19 protein-coding genes are annotated in these 17,774 nt (G+C 68.0%); 13 read left to right on the top strand and 6 right to left on the bottom strand.

Going from position 1 to position 17,774, the window contains the following annotated elements:
- Window positions 1–311 precede the first annotated feature (311 nt).
- On the top strand, window positions 312–605 hold the full coding sequence (locus AC1DO7_RS28950) for a YkvA family protein (protein ID WP_441612463.1): 294 nt from the start codon (window positions 312–314) through the stop codon (window positions 603–605).
- Between the two features lie 9 nt (window positions 606–614).
- Here the strand turns inward: AC1DO7_RS28950 and AC1DO7_RS28945 are convergent, their stop codons facing one another.
- From AC1DO7_RS28945 to AC1DO7_RS28930, 4 genes are all read right to left on the bottom strand, one after another.
- The gene (locus AC1DO7_RS28945) at window positions 615–1,589 is read right to left on the bottom strand and encodes a quinone oxidoreductase family protein (RefSeq protein WP_477116857.1); all 975 of its coding nucleotides are present in this window, start codon (window positions 1,587–1,589) and stop codon (window positions 615–617) included.
- Between the two features lie 80 nt (window positions 1,590–1,669).
- Complete coding sequence (locus AC1DO7_RS28940) at window positions 1,670–2,071, bottom strand: methylglyoxal synthase (protein WP_441612465.1); 402 nt, start codon at window positions 2,069–2,071, stop codon at window positions 1,670–1,672.
- A gap of 106 nt (window positions 2,072–2,177) precedes the next feature.
- Complete coding sequence (locus tag AC1DO7_RS28935) at window positions 2,178–2,966, bottom strand: SDR family oxidoreductase (protein WP_441612466.1); 789 nt, start codon at window positions 2,964–2,966, stop codon at window positions 2,178–2,180.
- A 1-nt stretch (window position 2,967) separates the two neighbouring features.
- Window positions 2,968–3,984: a DMT family transporter gene (locus AC1DO7_RS28930; RefSeq protein WP_441612726.1), complete on the bottom strand. Its 1,017-nt coding sequence runs from the start codon at window positions 3,982–3,984 to the stop codon at window positions 2,968–2,970.
- A gap of 221 nt (window positions 3,985–4,205) precedes the next feature.
- Between AC1DO7_RS28930 and AC1DO7_RS28925 the strand changes: the two genes are divergently transcribed.
- From AC1DO7_RS28925 to AC1DO7_RS28915, 3 genes are all read left to right on the top strand, one after another.
- Entirely contained in the window at window positions 4,206–5,246 is a 1,041-nt protein-coding gene (locus AC1DO7_RS28925; protein WP_441612467.1) for a Bug family tripartite tricarboxylate transporter substrate binding protein, read from the top strand.
- A gap of 118 nt (window positions 5,247–5,364) precedes the next feature.
- Window positions 5,365–6,015 (top strand): uracil phosphoribosyltransferase, encoded by a 651-nt coding sequence (upp, locus tag AC1DO7_RS28920; RefSeq protein ID WP_441612468.1) that lies wholly within the window; start codon window positions 5,365–5,367, stop codon window positions 6,013–6,015.
- 134 nt (window positions 6,016–6,149) lie between these two features.
- The gene (locus tag AC1DO7_RS28915; RefSeq protein ID WP_441612469.1) at window positions 6,150–6,296 is read left to right on the top strand and encodes a DUF3149 domain-containing protein; all 147 of its coding nucleotides are present in this window, start codon (window positions 6,150–6,152) and stop codon (window positions 6,294–6,296) included.
- Between the two features lie 39 nt (window positions 6,297–6,335).
- On the opposite strand, the gene AC1DO7_RS28910 is transcribed toward AC1DO7_RS28915, so the two are convergent.
- Window positions 6,336–7,892: a helicase HerA-like C-terminal domain-containing protein gene (locus AC1DO7_RS28910; RefSeq protein WP_477116856.1), complete on the bottom strand. Its 1,557-nt coding sequence runs from the start codon at window positions 7,890–7,892 to the stop codon at window positions 6,336–6,338.
- A gap of 260 nt (window positions 7,893–8,152) precedes the next feature.
- On the opposite strand from AC1DO7_RS28910, the gene AC1DO7_RS28905 reads away from it, so the two are divergent.
- From AC1DO7_RS28905 to rng, 8 genes are all read left to right on the top strand, one after another.
- Window positions 8,153–8,878 (top strand): YebC/PmpR family DNA-binding transcriptional regulator, encoded by a 726-nt coding sequence (locus tag AC1DO7_RS28905; protein ID WP_477116855.1) that lies wholly within the window; start codon window positions 8,153–8,155, stop codon window positions 8,876–8,878.
- A gap of 101 nt (window positions 8,879–8,979) precedes the next feature.
- Entirely contained in the window at window positions 8,980–10,248 is a 1,269-nt protein-coding gene (gene purD, locus AC1DO7_RS28900) for a phosphoribosylamine--glycine ligase (protein ID WP_441612472.1), read from the top strand.
- 258 nt (window positions 10,249–10,506) lie between these two features.
- Window positions 10,507–11,418 (top strand): oxygen-dependent coproporphyrinogen oxidase, encoded by a 912-nt coding sequence (gene hemF / locus AC1DO7_RS28895; RefSeq protein WP_441612473.1) that lies wholly within the window; start codon window positions 10,507–10,509, stop codon window positions 11,416–11,418.
- Between the two features lie 10 nt (window positions 11,419–11,428).
- Window positions 11,429–12,166 (top strand): nicotinate-nucleotide adenylyltransferase, encoded by a 738-nt coding sequence (locus AC1DO7_RS28890; protein ID WP_477116854.1) that lies wholly within the window; start codon window positions 11,429–11,431, stop codon window positions 12,164–12,166.
- Window positions 12,167–12,194: 28 nt separating this feature from the next.
- The gene (gene rsfS / locus AC1DO7_RS28885; RefSeq protein WP_441643170.1) at window positions 12,195–12,962 is read left to right on the top strand and encodes a ribosome silencing factor; all 768 of its coding nucleotides are present in this window, start codon (window positions 12,195–12,197) and stop codon (window positions 12,960–12,962) included.
- Between the two features lie 22 nt (window positions 12,963–12,984).
- Window positions 12,985–13,455: a 23S rRNA (pseudouridine(1915)-N(3))-methyltransferase RlmH gene (gene rlmH, locus AC1DO7_RS28880; RefSeq protein ID WP_441612476.1), complete on the top strand. Its 471-nt coding sequence runs from the start codon at window positions 12,985–12,987 to the stop codon at window positions 13,453–13,455.
- Between the two features lie 113 nt (window positions 13,456–13,568).
- Window positions 13,569–14,174, top strand: a complete 606-nt coding sequence (locus AC1DO7_RS28875) for a Maf family protein (RefSeq protein WP_441612477.1) — start codon at window positions 13,569–13,571, stop codon at window positions 14,172–14,174.
- A gap of 123 nt (window positions 14,175–14,297) precedes the next feature.
- Window positions 14,298–15,764, top strand: coding sequence for a ribonuclease G (rng, locus tag AC1DO7_RS28870; protein ID WP_477116853.1), 1,467 nt, complete (start codon window positions 14,298–14,300; stop codon window positions 15,762–15,764).
- 46 nt (window positions 15,765–15,810) lie between these two features.
- On the opposite strand, the gene AC1DO7_RS28865 is transcribed toward rng, so the two are convergent.
- Window positions 15,811–16,446, bottom strand: coding sequence for a TetR/AcrR family transcriptional regulator (locus AC1DO7_RS28865; RefSeq protein WP_477116852.1), 636 nt, complete (start codon window positions 16,444–16,446; stop codon window positions 15,811–15,813).
- A gap of 90 nt (window positions 16,447–16,536) precedes the next feature.
- Between AC1DO7_RS28865 and AC1DO7_RS28860 the strand changes: the two genes are divergently transcribed.
- Window positions 16,537–17,469, top strand: a complete 933-nt coding sequence (locus AC1DO7_RS28860) for a sterol desaturase family protein (RefSeq protein ID WP_441612480.1) — start codon at window positions 16,537–16,539, stop codon at window positions 17,467–17,469.
- The last annotated feature ends 305 nt before the right edge of the window (window positions 17,470–17,774 follow it).

The raw sequence follows: 17,774 nt of genomic DNA, 5'->3' as shown, positions 1-17,774 counted from the left end.
GCCGGCCAGGCAGTCCGCTTTCTTTGCCTACTTTCTTTTCGGAAAAAAGAAAGTAGRTCGCTCCGGGGGAGCGAAAGCCGTTGACGTTGACGTTGACGTTGACGTTGACTTTGAAAGCACAAACAAGCACCCCACCACAACACCACAAACAGCACCAAGCCCATCACCGGGAACTTGAACCCCCGACAACCACCCCAAGCTATCTGCAACAAGACAAACCCGCCCCGGCTTTGTGGCCAATGAATTGTGGCCAATGAATTGTGGCGAATGAATTGTGGCTAATGAATCTCGCTGAGTAAAGGAGGCCCCTCATGTGGAAACGAATGTCAGCGCTATGGACCCTGCTGCGGCGCGACGGCCGCCTGCTCTGGTTTGCCCTGCGCCACCCCGATGCACCGGCGTGGCTGCGGCCGGCCACTCTCGGGCTGCTGCTTTACGCGGTCTCGCCCATTGACCTGATCCCCGATTTCATCCTCGGGCTCGGCATCGTCGACGACGTGGTGTTGATTCCGCTGGCGGTGCATTTCATGCTCAAGCGCCTGCCGCCGCACGTGCTCAGGCAGGCCGAGGCGCGCGCCGGCGCCAGCACCGTACGCGCGCGCTGAGCCTGCTGCCTAGGGCAGGAGGATGGTGGTGCCGGTGGTCTTGCGGCCCTCCRGGTCCCGATGGGCCTGCGCCACGTCCGCCAGTGCGTAGCGCTGGCGGACCTCGATCTTTACCTTGCCGCTGGTGACCATCGCGAACAGGTCGGCCGCCATCGGCTCCAGCAGTTCGCGGTGGACCACGTAGGTCATCAGCGTCGGCCGCGTGAGGCGCAGCGAGCCCTTGTTGCCCAGCACGGAGAGATCGAAGGGCGGTACCGGACCCGAGGCGTTGCCGAACACCACCATGGTGCCGCGCGGCTTCAGGCAATCGAGCGAACCGCTGAAGGTATCCTTGCCCACCGAGTCGTAGACCGCGGCGACGCCCTTGCCGCCGGTGATCTCCTTGACCCTGTCGACAAAGGATTCGCGCGTGTAGACGATGGTGTGGTCGCAGCCGTGCGCGCGCGCCAGCGCCGCTTTCTCGTCGCTGCCGGCGGTGCCGATCACCGTCACGCCGAGCGCCTTGAGCCACTGGCTGGCGATCAGGCCGACCCCGCCGGCGGCCGCGTGCAGCAGCACCGTGTCGCCGGCCTGCACGCGGTAGCTGTCGCGCACCAGGTATTGCACGGTCAGGCCCTGCAGCATCATCGCCGCGCCCTGCTCGAACGAGATCGCATCCGGCAGGCGCACCACGATATCGGCCGGCATCACGCGCACCTGCGCATAGGCGCCGGTCGGCCGCCCCGCATAGGCCACGCGGTCGCCCACGCCAAGGTGGGACACGCCCGCGCCCACCGCCTCCACCACGCCCGCGCCTTCCATGCCGAGGCCGCCAGGCAGCRCCTGCTTGTACAGCCCGGTACGGAAGTACACGTCGATGTAGTTCAGGCCCACCGCCTCTTGCCGCACGCGGACCTCGCCGGCGCCGGGCTCGCCGACCTCGACATCGACCCACTGCATCACTTCGGGGCCGCCGGTCTCGAATATACGGATGGCCTTGCTCATGTTTCGCTCCTTGTGCTCGTGCTGTGTACTGCCCGTCGAAGGCATTCCTGAAGCGCGCCGGACAGCGCGCCAGGGTCACGTCAGGCCGGCGTGCCGGATTCGGGATAGAGCCGGCGCAGTTCCGCGATCAGCAGCTCCGCGGTCGCCACGTTGGTCGCGCACGGCACGTTGTGCACGTCGCAGGCACGCACCAGCGCATTGATATCGGGTTCGTGCGGCTGCGGCGTCATCGGGTCGCGCAGGAAGATCACCACGCCCACGCGGCCTTCGGCCAGCTGCGAGCCGATCTGCAGGTCGCCGCCCCAGGGGCCGGACAGCATGCGCGTCACGGTCAGGCCGGCTTCGTCGGCAAGCCGCCCGCCGGTGGTGCCGGTGGCCAACAGCTCGCAGCGCGAAAGGAAATCGCGATGGCGCTGGGCAAAGGCGACGATATCGTCCTTCTTGTGGTCGTGCGCGATCAGCGCAATGCGGGGGCAAGTCATCTGCGTCATCCTGGCCAGTCAGCGAAAGGCCGGGCCGGCGCGGCCCGGCTGGAAACGGGCCCGCGCACGGCAGCGGGGCCGCGCGCGGGGAACGGCAACGGGCAGCCTAGAACGTGCCCGGGAAAGCACCGCCGTCGAGCAGCACGTTCTGGCCGGTCATATAGGCGGCCTGGCGGCTGCACAGGAACGCGCAGGTGGCGCCGAACTCGGCCGGCTCGCCAAAGCGGCGGCTCGGGTTCTGCGCGGCACGGCGCTGCGACACTTCCTCGATCGACAGGCCGGCCTTCTTGGCGCCGCCCTCCATCGTCTTGTACAGGCGGTCGGTATTGAACGGGCCCGGCAGCAGGTTGTTGACCGTCACGCCATGCTGCGCGACTTCGCGCGCCAGGCCGGCGACGAAACCGGTAAGGCCCGAGCGCGCGCCGTTGGACAGGCCAAGCACGTCGATCGGCGCCTTCACCGCGCCGCTGGTGATATTGATGATGCGGCCCCATTTGCGCGCGATCATGCCGTCGACGGTGGCCTTGATCAGCTCGATCGGGGTCAGCATGTTGGCGTCGATCGCGGCCAGCCACGCATCGCGGTCCCAGTCGCGGAAATTGCCGGGGGGCGGGCCGCCGGCGTTGTTGACGAGGATATCGAGATCGCCGAGCTTGGCCGCGGCGTCCAGCGCCAGCTTGCGGCCTTCCGGGGTGGTGATGTCGGTGGCCACGGCCACCACGCGCCGGCCGTGGCGCGCGCGCAGGTCCGCCGCCGCCTTCTCCAGCGCCTCGGCGCCGCGCGCCACGATCACCACGTCCACGCCTTCGGCGGCCAGCGCATCCGCGCAGGCGAAACCGAGACCCTTGCTGGCGCCGCACACCAGCGCATGCTTGCCGCGCAATCCTAGATCCATCTCATCGACTCCTTGTGTCATCGAGGCGGCCATCCGCCTGCTTGTTATCCATGCCCTTCCGGCCTGCCCGCGCCCGGTCTTGCCGACGCGCCGACAGTAAATATATCCCGCCCATGACCAGCGCGCTGCCGGCCAGCTGCACGCCCGTGATCGGCTCGCCCAGCAGCCAGAAGCCGAGGAACAGCGTCGACACCGGGCCGAGCATGCCCGCCTGCGAGGCCATCGGCGCGCCGATGCGCGCCACCGCGATCATCGTGAGCGACACCGGCATCACCGTGCAGAACACCGAATTGACCGCCGACAGCCACAACACCGGTGCCGGCTGCAGCAGATCCGCCAGCGGGCGCCCCAGCACCAGGTACTGCACCACGCAGCAGGCAGTGGAGACGCACATCGCGTATGCCACCAGCCGCAGCGAGCCGATGCGCTGCACCAGCTCGCCCGACAGGATCAGGTAGACCCCGTAGGTCAGCGCGCTGCCCAGCACCAGCGCCGCGCCGAGCCAGACGCGGCTGCCGCTCACGTCGAGATCATGCGCGAAAACCAGCACGATGCCTATATACGCGAACAGCAACGACAGCCATTGCCTGCGGCTGATGCTGCGCTTGAACAGCACGGCGCTGGCCAGCAGCACGAAGGACGGCGTCAGGAACAGGATCAGCCGCTCCAGCCCGGCGGTGATGTATTGCAGGCCGAGGAAATCGAGGAAGCTCGACAGGTAGTAGCCGATGATGCCGAGGAACACGATGCGGCCGCGGTCGGCCCAGGACAACGGCGGCAGGCGACGCGACTGCCACCAGCCGATCGCCATGAACAGCGGCACGGCGAACAGCATGCGCAGGGTGATCACCATGACCGCGTCGATGTCGTAGCGGTACATCAGCTTGGCGACGATGGCCTTGCCGGAAAAAAGGACGGCGCCGATGGCAGCCACGGCAAGGCCGGTGCGCTGCGATGCCGGCTGGGCGGACGACGTGAAACGGGAAAGTGGGGATGCGGACACGAGGGCAAGCTGGATGGACACGCCGCGCGCCGCTGGAGACGGGGCGGACAAGACGCGAGCCATTGTATTCGAAAAGAGGCATGTGCACCGGACGCCGTTTCCTGCGCGGCGCCACCCACCGCCCATTGCCTGCCGGGCCGCCGTTCGCGCGTTGCTGGCAGCGGTCGCCAAACTGCCGTAAGCTCGCCCGTCGGCACGCCCGCGCGTGCCGCGCACAAGAAAAAACAGGAGCACACATGACGGCAGTTTCCCTCTTTGCGGCACCCCTCTCCCCCTCCCTCCCGGTCAAGGCTGCCTCCGGCAAGCGGCTGCTGGCGGCGGCCGCCGCCGCAGCCGCACTCGCAGGCAGCTGGCTGCCCGGCGCCGCCAGCGCGGCGACCGACTATCCCGCCAGGCCGATCCGCTTCATCGTGCCCTACGCCGCCGGCGGCACCACCGACCTGGTGGCGCGCACGGTCGGCCAGAAGATCGGCGAAAAGCTGGGACAGCCGGTGGTGGTGGAGAACCGCCCCGGCGCCGGCGGCAACATCGGCATGGAGGCCGTCGCCAAGGCCGCGCCGGACGGCTACACCATCGGCTTCGGCGCCATCTCCACCAATGCGCTCAACCCGCATATCTACAAGCACGTGCCGTTCGACCCGCGCAAGGACTTCACCGCGGTCAGCCTGCTGGGCACGTCCACCATCGTGCTGGAGGTCAGCAACAACCTGCCGGTGAAGACGGTGGCCGAACTGGTCAGCTATGCCAAGGCGCATCCCGGCCTGACCTACGCCACCGCGGGCACTGGCACGTCGATGCACCTGGCCGGCGCGATGTTCTCGCAGATGACGCAGGCAGGCCTGACCCATGTGCCATACAAGGGCAGCAGCCCGGCCATCAACGATATGCTCGGCGGGCATGTGCAGGTGATGTTCGACAACCTGCCGGCCTCGCTGCCGCACATCCAGGGCGGCAAGCTGCGCGCGCTCGCGGTGGCGGGCAAGACGCGCTCCCCGGCCCTGCCCAATGTGCCGACGCTGGCCGAGGCCGGCCTGGCGGGCTACGCGGTGGAGCCGTGGTTCGGCGTGTACGGCCCGGCCGGCATGCCGGCGCCGGTGGTGCAGGCACTCAATGCCGCGCTGGTCGAGGCGCTCGCCAACGCCGAGGTCAGGGACAAGCTGGTGCAGGCGGGCTTCAACCCGAAGGGCTCGAGCGCGGCCGAGCTGCAGGCGCTGACGATGTCCGAGTACGAGAAGTTCGGCAAGGTGGCCAAGAGCGCCAGCATCTCGGTAGACTGAGCGGCGCGGATGCCGGCCGCCCCGCCCTGCTGCGCCTGCGGCGGGCGGGCGGCCCGCATCCATTACAATCCGGCTGCATCGGGCCTTCGCGCCCTCCAGCCGCCAGCCGCTCCCCGCCATGAAGCAAGATCCCCGTTTCCCCAATCTGTACATCCTCGATCACCCGCTGATCCAGCACAAGCTCTCCCATATGCGCGACAAGGAAACGTCCACGCGCACGTTCCGCGAGCTGCTGCGGGAGATCACGCTGCTGATGGGCTATGAAATCACGCGCAGCCTGCCGCTCACCACGCGCCGCATCGATACGCCGCTGGTCACGCTGGACGCGCCCGTGATCGCCGGGAAGAAACTGACCATCGTGCCCGTGCTGCGCGCAGGCGTTGGCATGAGCGACGGCCTGGTCGAGCTGATTCCGTCGGCGCGCATCGGCCATATCGGCGTGTACCGCGACGACCAGCACCGCCCGGTCGAATACCTGGTGCGCCTGCCGGACGTGGAAGACCGCAGCTTTATCCTGTGTGACCCGATGGTGGCGACGGGCTACTCGGCCGCGCACGCCGTCGACGTGCTCAAGCGCCGCGGCGTGAAAGACGAGGCCATCACCTTCGTCGCGCTGGTGGCGGCGCCGGAAGGCGTGGAAGTCTTCCAAAAGGCACATCCGGGCGTAAGATTGTTCGTCGCCTCGCTGGACAGCCACCTGGATTCGAACGCCTATATCGTGCCGGGCCTGGGCGATGCGGGCGACCGACTGTTCGGCACCAAGAACTGATGCCGGATGCGGGCGACGCCGGGCGGCACAGTCTGCACCCGGCTTGATCCGCCTCAACGCCCGCGGCCAGGGGTCTGCCTAGACTGGGCAGCGGCACATCGCCCGATGTGCCGCGCCAGACCAGGGAGACCCAGATGGAAGCCTTCAAGATCCTGTTCACCACCGACACCGGGCTGATGAGCCTGGGCGTGATCGCCTTCATCATCGGCATGGGGTGGTTCTTCACCCGCCTGTTCCTGCGCAAGATGCGCGAGGACGCCGAGGCAGCGCGCAAGCGCTGACCCCGCCGGGTGGCCGCCGGGCCAATGCCGGGCCGCCGCCTACTTCTTCTTGCCCGAGCCCAGCAGGCTGCCCAGCACGCCACGGATCAGCTCGCGCCCGACCTGCGAGCCCACCGTGCGCGCCGCCGACTTGGCCATCGACTCCAGGATGGAATCGCCGCGGCCGCTCTTGCCGGTCCCCTTGGTCAGCCCCCCGAAGATCTCCCCCGCCTGGTCAAGCCAGCCGCCGCCTTGCGCCGGAGCCGGCGCGGACTGGCCCGCCCCCGGCGTGCCGGTGGCAGGCGTGGGAGCGGGCGCGCCGTTGCCCGCCGGCGCGGGARCCGCGGCGCGGCCCTTGAGCTTCTCGTAGGCCGATTCGCGGTCGATCGCCTGTTCGTAGGTGCCGGCCACCAGCGAGGCCGCCAGCAATTGCTTGCGCTCGTCGTCGCTGATCGGGCCGATGCGGCTGCCGGGCGCCATCACCCAGGCGCGCTGGGTGATGGCGGGAATGCCCTTGGCGTCGAGCAATGACACCAGCGCTTCGCCCACGCCGAGCTCGCCGATCACCTTCTCCACGTCCAGCGCGGGATTGGCGCGCATGGTGGTGGCCGCCACCTTGACCGCCTTCTGGTCGCGCGGGGTGAAGGCGCGCAGCGCGTGCTGCACGCGGTTGCCGAGCTGGCCGAGCACCGTATCGGGAATGTCCACCGGGTTCTGCGTGACGAAGTACACGCCCACGCCCTTGGAGCGAATCAGGCGCACCACCTGCTCGATCTTGTCGAGCAGCGACTTGGGCGCGTCGTTGAACAGCAGGTGGGCCTCGTCGAAGAAGAACACCAGCTTGGGCTTGTCCAGGTCGCCGGCCTCGGGCAGCTTCTCGAACAGCTCGGACAGCAGCCACAGCAGGAAGGTGGCGTAGAGCTTGGGCGAATTGAGCAGCTTGTCGGCCGCCAGGATATTGACCACGCCCTGCCCGTTCTCGGTCTGGATGAAGTCGTCCAGGTTGAGCATGGGCTCACCGAAAAAGGCATCCGCGCCTTGCGATTCCAGCGTCATCAGGCCGCGCTGGATGGCGCCGATCGAGGCCGCCGAGATATTGCCGTACTCGGTGGTGAACTCGCCAGCGTTGTCGCCCACGTACTGCAGCATGGCGCGCAGGTCCTTGGCGTCGAGCAGCAGCAGGCCGTTGGCGTCGGCGATGCGGAACACCAGGTTGAGCACGCCCTGCTGCGTGTCATTGAGCTCCAGCATGCGCGACAACAGCAGCGGGCCCATGTGCGAGACCGTGGCGCGCACCGGGTGGCCCTTCTGCCCGAACACGTCCCACAGCGTGGTGGGGCAGCCGCCCCAGGCCGGCTCGGGCAGGCCGAGGTCGGCCAGGCGCGCCTTGAGCTTGTCCGACAGCTTGCCCGGCTGGGAGATGCCGGTCAGGTCACCTTTGACGTCTGCCAGGAAGACCGGCACGCCCAGGCGCGAGAAACCCTGCGCCAGGCTTTGCAGCGTCACGGTCTTGCCGGTGCCGGTGGCGCCGGTGATCAGGCCATGCCGGTTGCCCATCTCGGGCAGCAGCGCGAGTTCGAGTTCGGCGTTCTTGGCGATGAGGATGGGTTCGGCCATGGTCTCTCTGGTTGGCAGGCAGCGCGGCAACGTCACCGCTTGTCATCCCCCGCGCGTCCGGCGGCTCCCGACATCCGGGTCCGGCGGCGGCAGGGCCGCGTGATAAAATGCTGGGCTGATTATAGCCAGCCCCCGGGCCGGCTCACAGACACACGACACCTTCCGTCCGCGCCGGGCAGCCGCCCCTGGCTGGCCCGGCGCAGGCGGCGCGCGCTGGCCACGGCACGCGCATCAATACGAATTCCGCTTCGGAGAGAATCATGGCCGGTCACTCAAAATGGGCCAATATCAAACACAAGAAGGCCGCCGCTGACGCCAAGCGCGGCAAGGTCTGGACTCGCCTGATCAAGGAAATCACCGTGGCCGCCAAGCTCGGCGGCGGCGATCCCGATTCGAACCCGCGCCTGCGCCTGTCGATGGACAAGGCCATGGACGCGAACATGCCTAAGGACAACATCCAGCGCGCCATCCAGCGCGGCGTGGGTGGCCTCGAAGGCGTGAACTACGAAGAAATCCGCTATGAAGGCTACGGCCTGGCGGGCGCTGYGATCATCGTCGACTGCCTGACCGACAATCGCACCCGCACCGTGGCCGAAGTGCGCCACGCCTTCTCCAAGCAGGGCGGCAACATGGGCACGGAAGGCTCGGTGGCTTTCATGTTCACCCACTGCGGSCAGTTCCTGTTCGCKCCGGGCACGCCCGARGACAAGCTGATGGAYGCCGCGCTSGAAGCGGGCGCCGACGACGTGGTCACCAACGAGGACGGCTCGATCGAGGTGCTGTGCCCGCCCAACGATTTCGGCACGGTCAAGGCCGCGCTGGAAGCGGCCGGCTTCAAGGCCGAACTGGCGGACGTCACCATGAAGCCGCAGAACGAAGTGAGCTTCGCCGGCGACGACGCCGCCAAGATGCAAAAGCTGCTCGACGCCCTGGAAAACCTGGACGACGTGCAGGAAGTGTTCACCAACGCGGTGATCGAGGAATAAGCGGGCGTCCGGCAGGAACCCGTCACACGGCGGCAGCACGGTTCGGTGGATGAACGCGCGCTGCCGCTTTTTCGCATGCGATTTTTTTCTGGCAGTGGATCATGAAAGTATTGGTTGTCGGCTCGGGTGGTCGTGAACACGCGCTGGCCTGGAAACTGGCCCAGTCCCCCAAGGTACAGGTGGTGTACGTGGCGCCGGGCAACGGCGGCACCGCGCTCGACAAGCGTCTGCAGAACGTCCCGCTGACCGATCCGGAAGTGCTGGCGGCCTTCGCCGAGCGCGAAGGCGTCAGCTTCACCGTGGTCGGCCCCGAGGCGCCGCTGGCGGCCGGCATCGTCGACATCTTCCGCGCCAAGGGCCTGCGCATCTTCGGGCCCACGCAGGCCGCCGCGCAACTGGAGTCGTCCAAGGACTTCGCCAAGGCCTTCATGCAGCGCCACGGCATCCCGACCGCCGCCTACCAGACCTTCAACGACGCCGCGGCCGCGCATGCCTACATCGACGCGCAGGGCGCGCCGATCGTGATCAAGGCCGACGGCCTGGCTGCCGGCAAGGGCGTGGTGGTCGCCACCACGCTGGAAGAAGCACACGCCGCCGTCGACATGATGCTGGCCGACAACCGCCTCGGCGACGCCGGCGCGCGCGTGGTCATCGAGCAGTTCCTCGCCGGCGAGGAAGCTAGCTTCATCGTGCTGGTGGACGGCAAGAACGTGCTGGCGCTGGCCACCAGCCAGGACCACAAGCGCCTGCTCGATCACGACGCGGGCCCCAACACGGGCGGCATGGGCGCCTACTCGCCGGCTCCGGTGGTCACGCCCGCGCTGCATGCGCGCGCGCTGCGCGAGATCATCCTGCCGACCGTGCGCGGCATGGAGAAGGACGGCATCACCTATACCGGCTTCCTCTACGCCGGCCTGATGATCGACGCCGACGGCAACCTCAAGACGCTCGAATTCAACTGCCGCATGGGCGACCCGGAAACCCAGCCGATCCTGGCACGCCTGAAGACCGACCTGGTCGACGTGATGGAGCATGCGGTCAGCGGCAGGCTCGACGAGATCGAACTGGACTGGGACCGCCGCACGGCGCTGGGCGTGGTGATGGCCGCGCATGGCTACCCCGATGCGCCGCGCAAGGGCGACGTCATCACCGGCATCCCGCCCGAGGCAGAGGACAGCGTGACCTTCCACGCCGGCACCGCGCTCAAGGACGGCGTGCTGCAGGTCACGGGCGGGCGCGTGCTGTGCGTGGTGGGACTGGCCGATACGGTCAAGGCGGCGCAGCGCGCGGCCTACGCGGCGGTCGAGCAGATCCAGTTCGACGGCATGCAGTACCGCACCGACATCGGCTACCGTGCCCTCAAGCGTTAGTTGAAGGGCGGATAAATCTGCTGCGCGGCCCATGGCGGATCCTGCGGTGCTCGCCGTACCACTTGTACGGTGCTCCCCGGACCGGCCATGGGCCGCTCGCTACGATTTCCCCACCCTTCGACCCGGCCTGGGTTGGCACCAGAAACCCGATTCCGGCCTTTCTGGCGCCAGCCAGTACAATCATGACACCGCCATGACGGCCGGACAGGTGAATGACCTGCCCGGCCGTCGCCGCACCGGCCCACCCGCCCGTACACCATGATCGATTCCCAGGCAGTCCGTGCCTATCTGCTCGGTCTGCAAGACCGTATCACCGACGCCGTCGCCGCCATCGACGGCAAGGCGTTTGCCACCGATGACTGGGAGAARCCGCCCACGGAGCGCCTGCGTGGCAGCGGGCGTACCCGCATCCTGGAAGGCGGCGCCGTGATGGAGCGCGCCGGCGTGGGCTTTTCGCATGTGCGCGGCGACGCGCTGCCGCCTTCGGCCACGGCCAGCCGGCCCGAGCTTGCCGGGCGCGGGTTCGAGGCGCTGGGCGTCTCGCTGGTCTTCCATCCCCGCAATCCCTACGTGCCTACGGTGCACATGAACGTGCGCTGCCTGATGGCGGTGAAGGACGGCGCCGAGCCGGTCTGGTGGTTCGGCGGCGGCATGGACCTGACGCCGTACTACGGCGACACGGGCGATTGCGAGCACTTCCACCGTACCTGCCGCGACGCACTGGCACCTTACGGCCCGGACCTCTATGCGCGCTTCAAGCAATGGTGCGACGAGTACTTCTTCCTCAAGCACCGCGGCGAAGCGCGCGGCATCGGCGGCATCTTCTTCGATGATTTTTCCGCGCTCGGCTTCGAGCGCAGCTTTGCCATGATGCAGTCGGTGGGCGACGCCTTCCTGGATGCCTACCTGCCGATCCTGCAAGCCCGCAAGGACAGCGCCTACGGTGAACGCGAACGGGACTTCCAGGCCTACCGGCGCGGCCGCTACGTGGAGTTCAACCTGGTGTTCGACCGCGGCACGCATTTCGGCCTGCAATCCGGCGGGCGCAGCGAGTCCATCCTGATGTCGATGCCGCCGCAGGCCAGCTGGCGCTACGACTGGCAGCCGGAGCCGGGCAGCGCCGAAGCGGCCCTGTACACCGACTTCCTGCCCGTGCGGGACTGGGCCTGACGGCGAGCGTATGGAACACGAACACGACAAGGCACGACCACGCAACGCCGCCGATGGCGAGCGCCCCTACCGCCTCGGCATCCTCGGCGGCACCTTCGACCCGCCGCATATCGGCCACGTAGCGCTCGCCAGGCTCTGCATCGAACACCTCGAACTGGACGAACTGGTCTGGATCCCGACCGGCCAGTCATGGCAGAAGGGCGACGATGTCACCCCCGCCGCCGACCGGCTGGCGATGACCGAGCTTGCCTCCGCCGCGCTGGCCGACACCCGCGCGCATGTCCACGCCAGCCGCATGGAAGTGGACCGCGCCGGCCCCAGCTATACCGTCGACACCGTGCACGAACTGCGCCAGCACTATGGCCCCCACGCCTCCATGGCATGGCTGATGGGTGCCGACCAGTTGCTGCGCCTGCACACCTGGCACGGCTGGCAGGCGCTGTTCGCGGACGTGCACCTGTGCGTGGCGACACGGCCCGGTTTCGACCTCTCCGGACTCGACGGACCGGTGCGCCAGGAGCTCGCCACGCGCCGGGGGTCCACCCACCTGATACAATCCACGCCCTCCGGCCACATGTGGATCGACCAGACGCTCGCCGTCGACCTCTCCTCCACCGCCCTTCGCCAACGCCTGGCCGCCGGACAGCCGGCAGATGACYAACTGCCGCCCGGCGTGGCACACTACATCGCGAGCCGCGGCCTTTACCGGCCTGCCCAGTCGGATCTGCCCGACCCGGCCCGCCCATAAACCGATCTCAGCTGAACAAGAACGCACCATGGATATTCGCAAACTGCAACGCGCCATCGTCGAAGGCCTCGAAGATGTCAAAGCGCAGGACATCAAGGTGTACGACACCACCCACCTGACCGAACTGTTCGACCGGGTGGTGATCGCCAGCGGGACCTCGAACCGCCAGACCAAGGCGCTGGCCGCCTCGGTGCGCGATACCGTCAAGGGTGCGGGCGGCCATATCATCGCGGTGGAAGGGCTGGAAACGGGCGAATGGGTGCTGGTCGACTGCGGCGACGCCGTGGTCCACATCATGCAGCCGCAGCTGCGCATGTACTACAACCTCGAGGAAATCTGGGGCGACAAGCCGGTGCGCCTGAAGCTGGCCGCCAAGAAGGGCCTGGCCAAGGCCAGCGAGCCGATGGACGACGACGAGGACGACGCCCCCGTGGTGCGCACCGTGCGCCGCGCCAGCGGCCTGCGCCCCGCCCTGGCGCGCCTGCCCGAAGGCATGAAAGAGCCGTCGCCGCCGCTTGGCCACGAAGACACGGACGCCGACGCCATCGCCGTCAACCGCGCGCCGACCGTGCAGAAGCGCCTGACCAGCGCGCTGGGCTCGGCCCCCGCGCGCAAGGCGCCGGCCAAGACCGCGGCACCGCGCAAGACCGCCGCCGGCACCGCACGCAAGACGGCTGCCAAGACCGCCCCCAAGCCGGCCACCAAGACGGCTGCCAAGGCACCGGCGAAGGCGCCTGCGAAGACCGCCGCCGCCAAGGCGCCGGCCGCGCGCAAGCGCACAACCCGCTCGGCCTGAGCCTGGCCGGCACCACCCTGCCATGCAGTTGCTGATCGTGGCCGTCGGCCACAAGATGCCCGGCTGGATCGAGACGGGCTTCGCCGAGTACGCCAAGCGCATGCCGCCGGAGCTGCGCATCGAGCTGCGCGAGATCAAGCCCGAGGCGCGCTCCTCCAGCAATAACGCCACCACCGTGATGCAGCGCGAGGCGGCCCGCATCGAGGCGGCGCTGCCCAGGCAATGCCGCATCGTGGCGCTGGACGAGCGGGGCCGTGATCTCACCACGGTGCAGCTCGCGGGCCARCTGACCGACTGGCAGCGCGAAGGCGGCGACGTGGCCTTCCTGATCGGCGGCGCCGACGGGCTCGACCCGGCCCTCAAGGCGCGCGCGCAAACCCTGCTGCGCTTGTCCAGCCTCACCCTGCCGCACGGCATGGTGCGCGTGCTGCTGGCCGAGCAGCTCTACCGCGCCTGGTCGGTCACGCAGAATCATCCGTATCACCGCGCCTGAGCCGCGGGCGGGGGCCATTCCTGCCGCGGCGCGGCAGGCGGGTACAATGCGGCCCAAGCGGCGCATGGCGACCGCCGGATCTTTCCCCTCAGGACTTCCCGACTGGCCCAGCCGTGACCCACACCTTCCTCTATCTCGCCTCCCAGAGCCCGCGCCGGCGCGAGTTGCTGACCCAGCTCGGGGTTGCCTACGAACTGCTGCTGGCCGACGACGACGAGGACGCCGAAGCGCTCGAAGCCGTGCTGCCCGGCGAAAGCCCGGACGACTACGTGCAGCGCGTCTGCGCGCTCAAGGCCGAAGCCGCGCTGCGCCGCCGCGAGCGGCGCGCCCTGCCCGACGCCCCCATCCTCACTTCCGACACGACGGTATGCCTGGGCGGCGACATCCTCGGCAAGCCCGCCGACGATGCCGACGCCGTGCGCATGCTGGGCGCGCTATCGGGCAGCACCCACCGCGTGCTGACCGCGGTGACGGTGGTCTCCACGCTGGGCCTGCGCCATGCGCTGTCCATCTCCGAGGTCACCTTCCGCGCCATGAGCCAGGCCGAGATCGCGGCCTATGTCGCCAGCGGCGAGCCGGCCGGCAAGGCCGGCGCATACGGCATCCAGGGCCGCGCGGCGGAATTCGTGGCGCAAATCGGCGGCAGCTATTCGGGTATCATGGGCTTGCCCCTGTTCGAGACGGCTGCGCTGCTCCGACAGGCCCAACTGCGGTTCTGAGAACCCGCCACCGACCTTCCGTTATCCCATGGCATGCACGGCCATGGCATCGCCCCCGGAGCGCGTGGCGGCATAGTGCGGACAACCCCCTGGCCGGCCCGCCGGCGACGAGATTCACCCAACATGACTGAAGATATCCTCGTCAACATCACACCRCAGGAAACGCGCGTGGCCATCGTGCAGCAGGCCGCCGTGCAGGAACTCCATGTCGAGCGCACGCTGTCGCGCGGGCTGGTCGGCAACATCTATCTTGGCAAGGTCGTGCGCGTGCTGCCCGGCATGCAGTCCGCCTTCATCGATATCGGCCTCGAGCGCGYGGCCTTTCTCCACGTTGCCGACATCTGGCACCCGCGCGACCCGGAGAAAAACGGCAACGCCGCGCCGCTGGCGATCGAGAAGACGCTCTACGAAGGCCAGGCGCTGATGGTGCAGGTGATCAAGGACCCGATCGGCACCAAGGGCGCGCGCCTGTCGACCCAGGTCAGCATCGCCGGGCGCACCCTGGTCTACCTGCCGCAGGACCCGCACATCGGCATCTCTCAGCGCATCGAAGGCGAGGTCGACCGCGAAGCCCTGCGCGCGCGCGTGCAGAGCCTGGTGCCGGCCGACGAGCGCGGCGGCTTTATCGTGCGCACCATCGCCGAGGAATCGAGCAACGAAGAACTCGGCAACGACATCGCCTACCTGCGCAAGATCTGGGCCTCGATCCGCCAGAACGCCACCACCCTGCCCGCGCCCAGCCTGCTCTACCAGGACCTGAACCTGGCCCAGCGCGTGCTGCGCGATTTCGTCAGCGACGCCACCAACGCGATCCAGGTGGACTCGCGCGAGAATTACCAGAAGCTGGTCGAGTTCGCCCAGGAATACACGCCGGCGGTGCTGTCGCGCCTGACCCACTACACCGGCGAGCGCCCCGTCTTCGATCTCTTCAACATCGACGCCGAGATCGAGAAGGCGCTGTCGCGCCGCGTCGACCTCAAGTCCGGCGGCTACCTGATGATCGACCAGACGGAGGCCATGACCACCATCGACGTCAACACCGGGGGCTATGTCGGCGCGCGCAATTTCGACGACACCATCTTCAAGACCAACCTGGAGGCGGCGCATACCATCGCGCGCCAGTTGCGGCTGCGCAACCTTGGCGGGATCATCATCATCGATTTCATCGACATGGAGAACGGCGAGCACCGCGACGCCGTGCTGTCCGAGCTCAAGCGCGCGCTCTCGCGCGACCGCACCCGCATCACCGTCAACAGCTTCTCGCAGCTCGGCCTGGTGGAGATGACCCGCAAGCGCACCCGCGAATCGCTGGCGCACGTGCTGTGCGAGCAATGCCCGGTGTGCCAGGGCAAGGGCCAGGTCAAGACGCCGCGCACCGTGTGCTACGACATCCTGCGCGAGATCATGCGCGAATCGCGCCAGTTCAATCCGCGCGAGTTCCGCATCCTGGGCTCGCAGCATGTGATCGACCTGTTCCTCGAAGAGGAAAGCCAGCACCTGGCCATGCTCGGCRACTTCATCGGCAAGCCGATCTCGCTGCAGGTGGAATCGACCTTCCACCAGGAACAGTACGACATCATCCTGATGTAGTCCGAGGCGGCGCGGGCCACGCCGCCCGCTTCCGCCTTGCGCGGCCTTACTCCGCCTTCTCCCGCAGGAACCCCCGGATCAGCCGCGCCAGTTCCTCTTCCAGCTCTGGCCGTCCGAGCATGGTTTCGTCCACGGCGAGCGCGCTGCGAATCACACCGATCACGGCCTGCGTCAGCACAAAGGCGGCCATGGGCCGCAGTACCACGGCGCGATTCTGCGCATCCACCAACCGGCCCGAACTCAGCCATTGCGCGACCTGCGCCGCGGAATTGTCCAGCGCCGGCTGGGCACGCGAGGCCAGCGCCACTTCCACCAGGATCTTGCGAACGCGGTAACGGCCGCCGAAAGCGCCCAGGAGCGCGCGCACGAGCAATCTGGCGCGCTCGCGGGGATCGGCAGCGCCCGGCGTGCTCAGGAGCTCATCGAGGCGGCCAAGCACGCGTTCGATCTCGCGGCGGCCCAGCGCCTGCATCACCTCCTGCTTGTTCGAGAAATRCTGGTAGAGCGTGCCGATGCTGATGCCGGCGACCTCGGCGATGCGATTGGTGCTGAGTGCCTCCAGCCCCTCTTTCTCCAGCAGGCGGATGGTAGACTCGAATATGAGTTCGATCTTCTCGCGGGAGCGAGCCTGGATCGGCCGTCGGCGGCCGGCACCGTTGCGCTGCAGGGGTTGCGACTCCATGGGGCGTGCTCCGGAACGCGAGTAAGCAAACCTGATACTAGCTCATATAATCGTCTGCATCCTATTGCAAGGCAGCGCCAGGAAGCTCGCATGACCCGTCTTGAGTTGATCCAGCTCTATGCCCTGCCGGTCGTGGTCGGCGCATCGCTGGTGGAAGCCCTGGTGCTGCACTGGCGCAAGCCGGGCACCTTCGACTGGCACGAAGCATGGCTGTCGCTGGTGGATCTGGCCGGGCGCAAGATCCTGTTCCTGCTGCCCCTGTCGCTGGCGGCGCCGGTGTTCGCGCTCGCCTGGCAGCACCGCTTGCAGACCATCGCCATGGATAGCTGGATGCTCGCCGCCGGCTTGTTCGTCGGCCAGGAGTTCTGTTACTACTGGTATCACCGCGCGGCGCACCGCGTGCGCTTCTTCTGGGCCACCCACGCGGTCCATCACTCGCCCAACCAGCTCACGCTGTCCACGGCCTACCGCCTCGGCTGGACCGGCAAGCTCGCCGGCAATACGCTGTTCTTCACGCCGCTGGTATGGCTTGGCTTCAGCCCGGAAGTGGTGCTCACCACGTTGTCGCTGAACCTGCTGTACCAGTTCTGGATTCACGCGACCTGGATTCCGAAGCTGGGCTGGCTGGAATATGTCCTGAACACGCCGTCGGCGCACCGCGTCCACCATGCGTCGAACGTCGAGTACCTCGATGCCAATTTTGGCGGCGTGCTGATCGTGTTCGACCGACTGTTCGGCACCTATATCGCCGAGCGCGACGAGCTGCCGTGCCGCTATGGGCTGGTCACGCCGATGCGCTCGCGCAATCCGCTGCGGGTCGAGTTCCAGCAGTGGCTCGACCTGGGGCGCGATCTCGCGCAGGCAAACGGTTTGCGCGCGCTGCTGGGCTATCTCCTCATGCCGCCGGGATGGCGCCCGGACGGCCAGGGCCACACGACCGAGGCGCTGCGGCGCAACGCCGCCACGCTCGGCGACCTGGCGCCCGACGGCAACGCGCGCATGCCCAAGGAAGCAGGCGGCTGAACCGTGTCCATCTCTGCGCCGGCGGCGGCATCTGATGCCTGCCGCACCGTGCTCCCGCGCTTTCCCTCGCCTTCCTTTCGCCATCCTCTATAAATACAGGTAGAGGTACGCGCGGCCAGCCAACCGGCCGCACGGGCACCGGGCGCAAGGAGTAGCCATGAAGAACACGCGCTTGCCCGCGTGGCTGTCAGTCGCCGCATTGACGGCCTGCACCGTGACGCTGCCGCCGCCCTCGCCGCCCGCCGCGCGCGCACCGGAGCCGCGCCCCGCGGCACCCAGCGCCGTGCGCGAGCGCGCCACGCCAA

It is taken from the genome of Cupriavidus sp. 05N40, from assembly GCF_056397305.1.
This window is presented reverse-complemented; position numbering and strand designations above follow the sequence as displayed.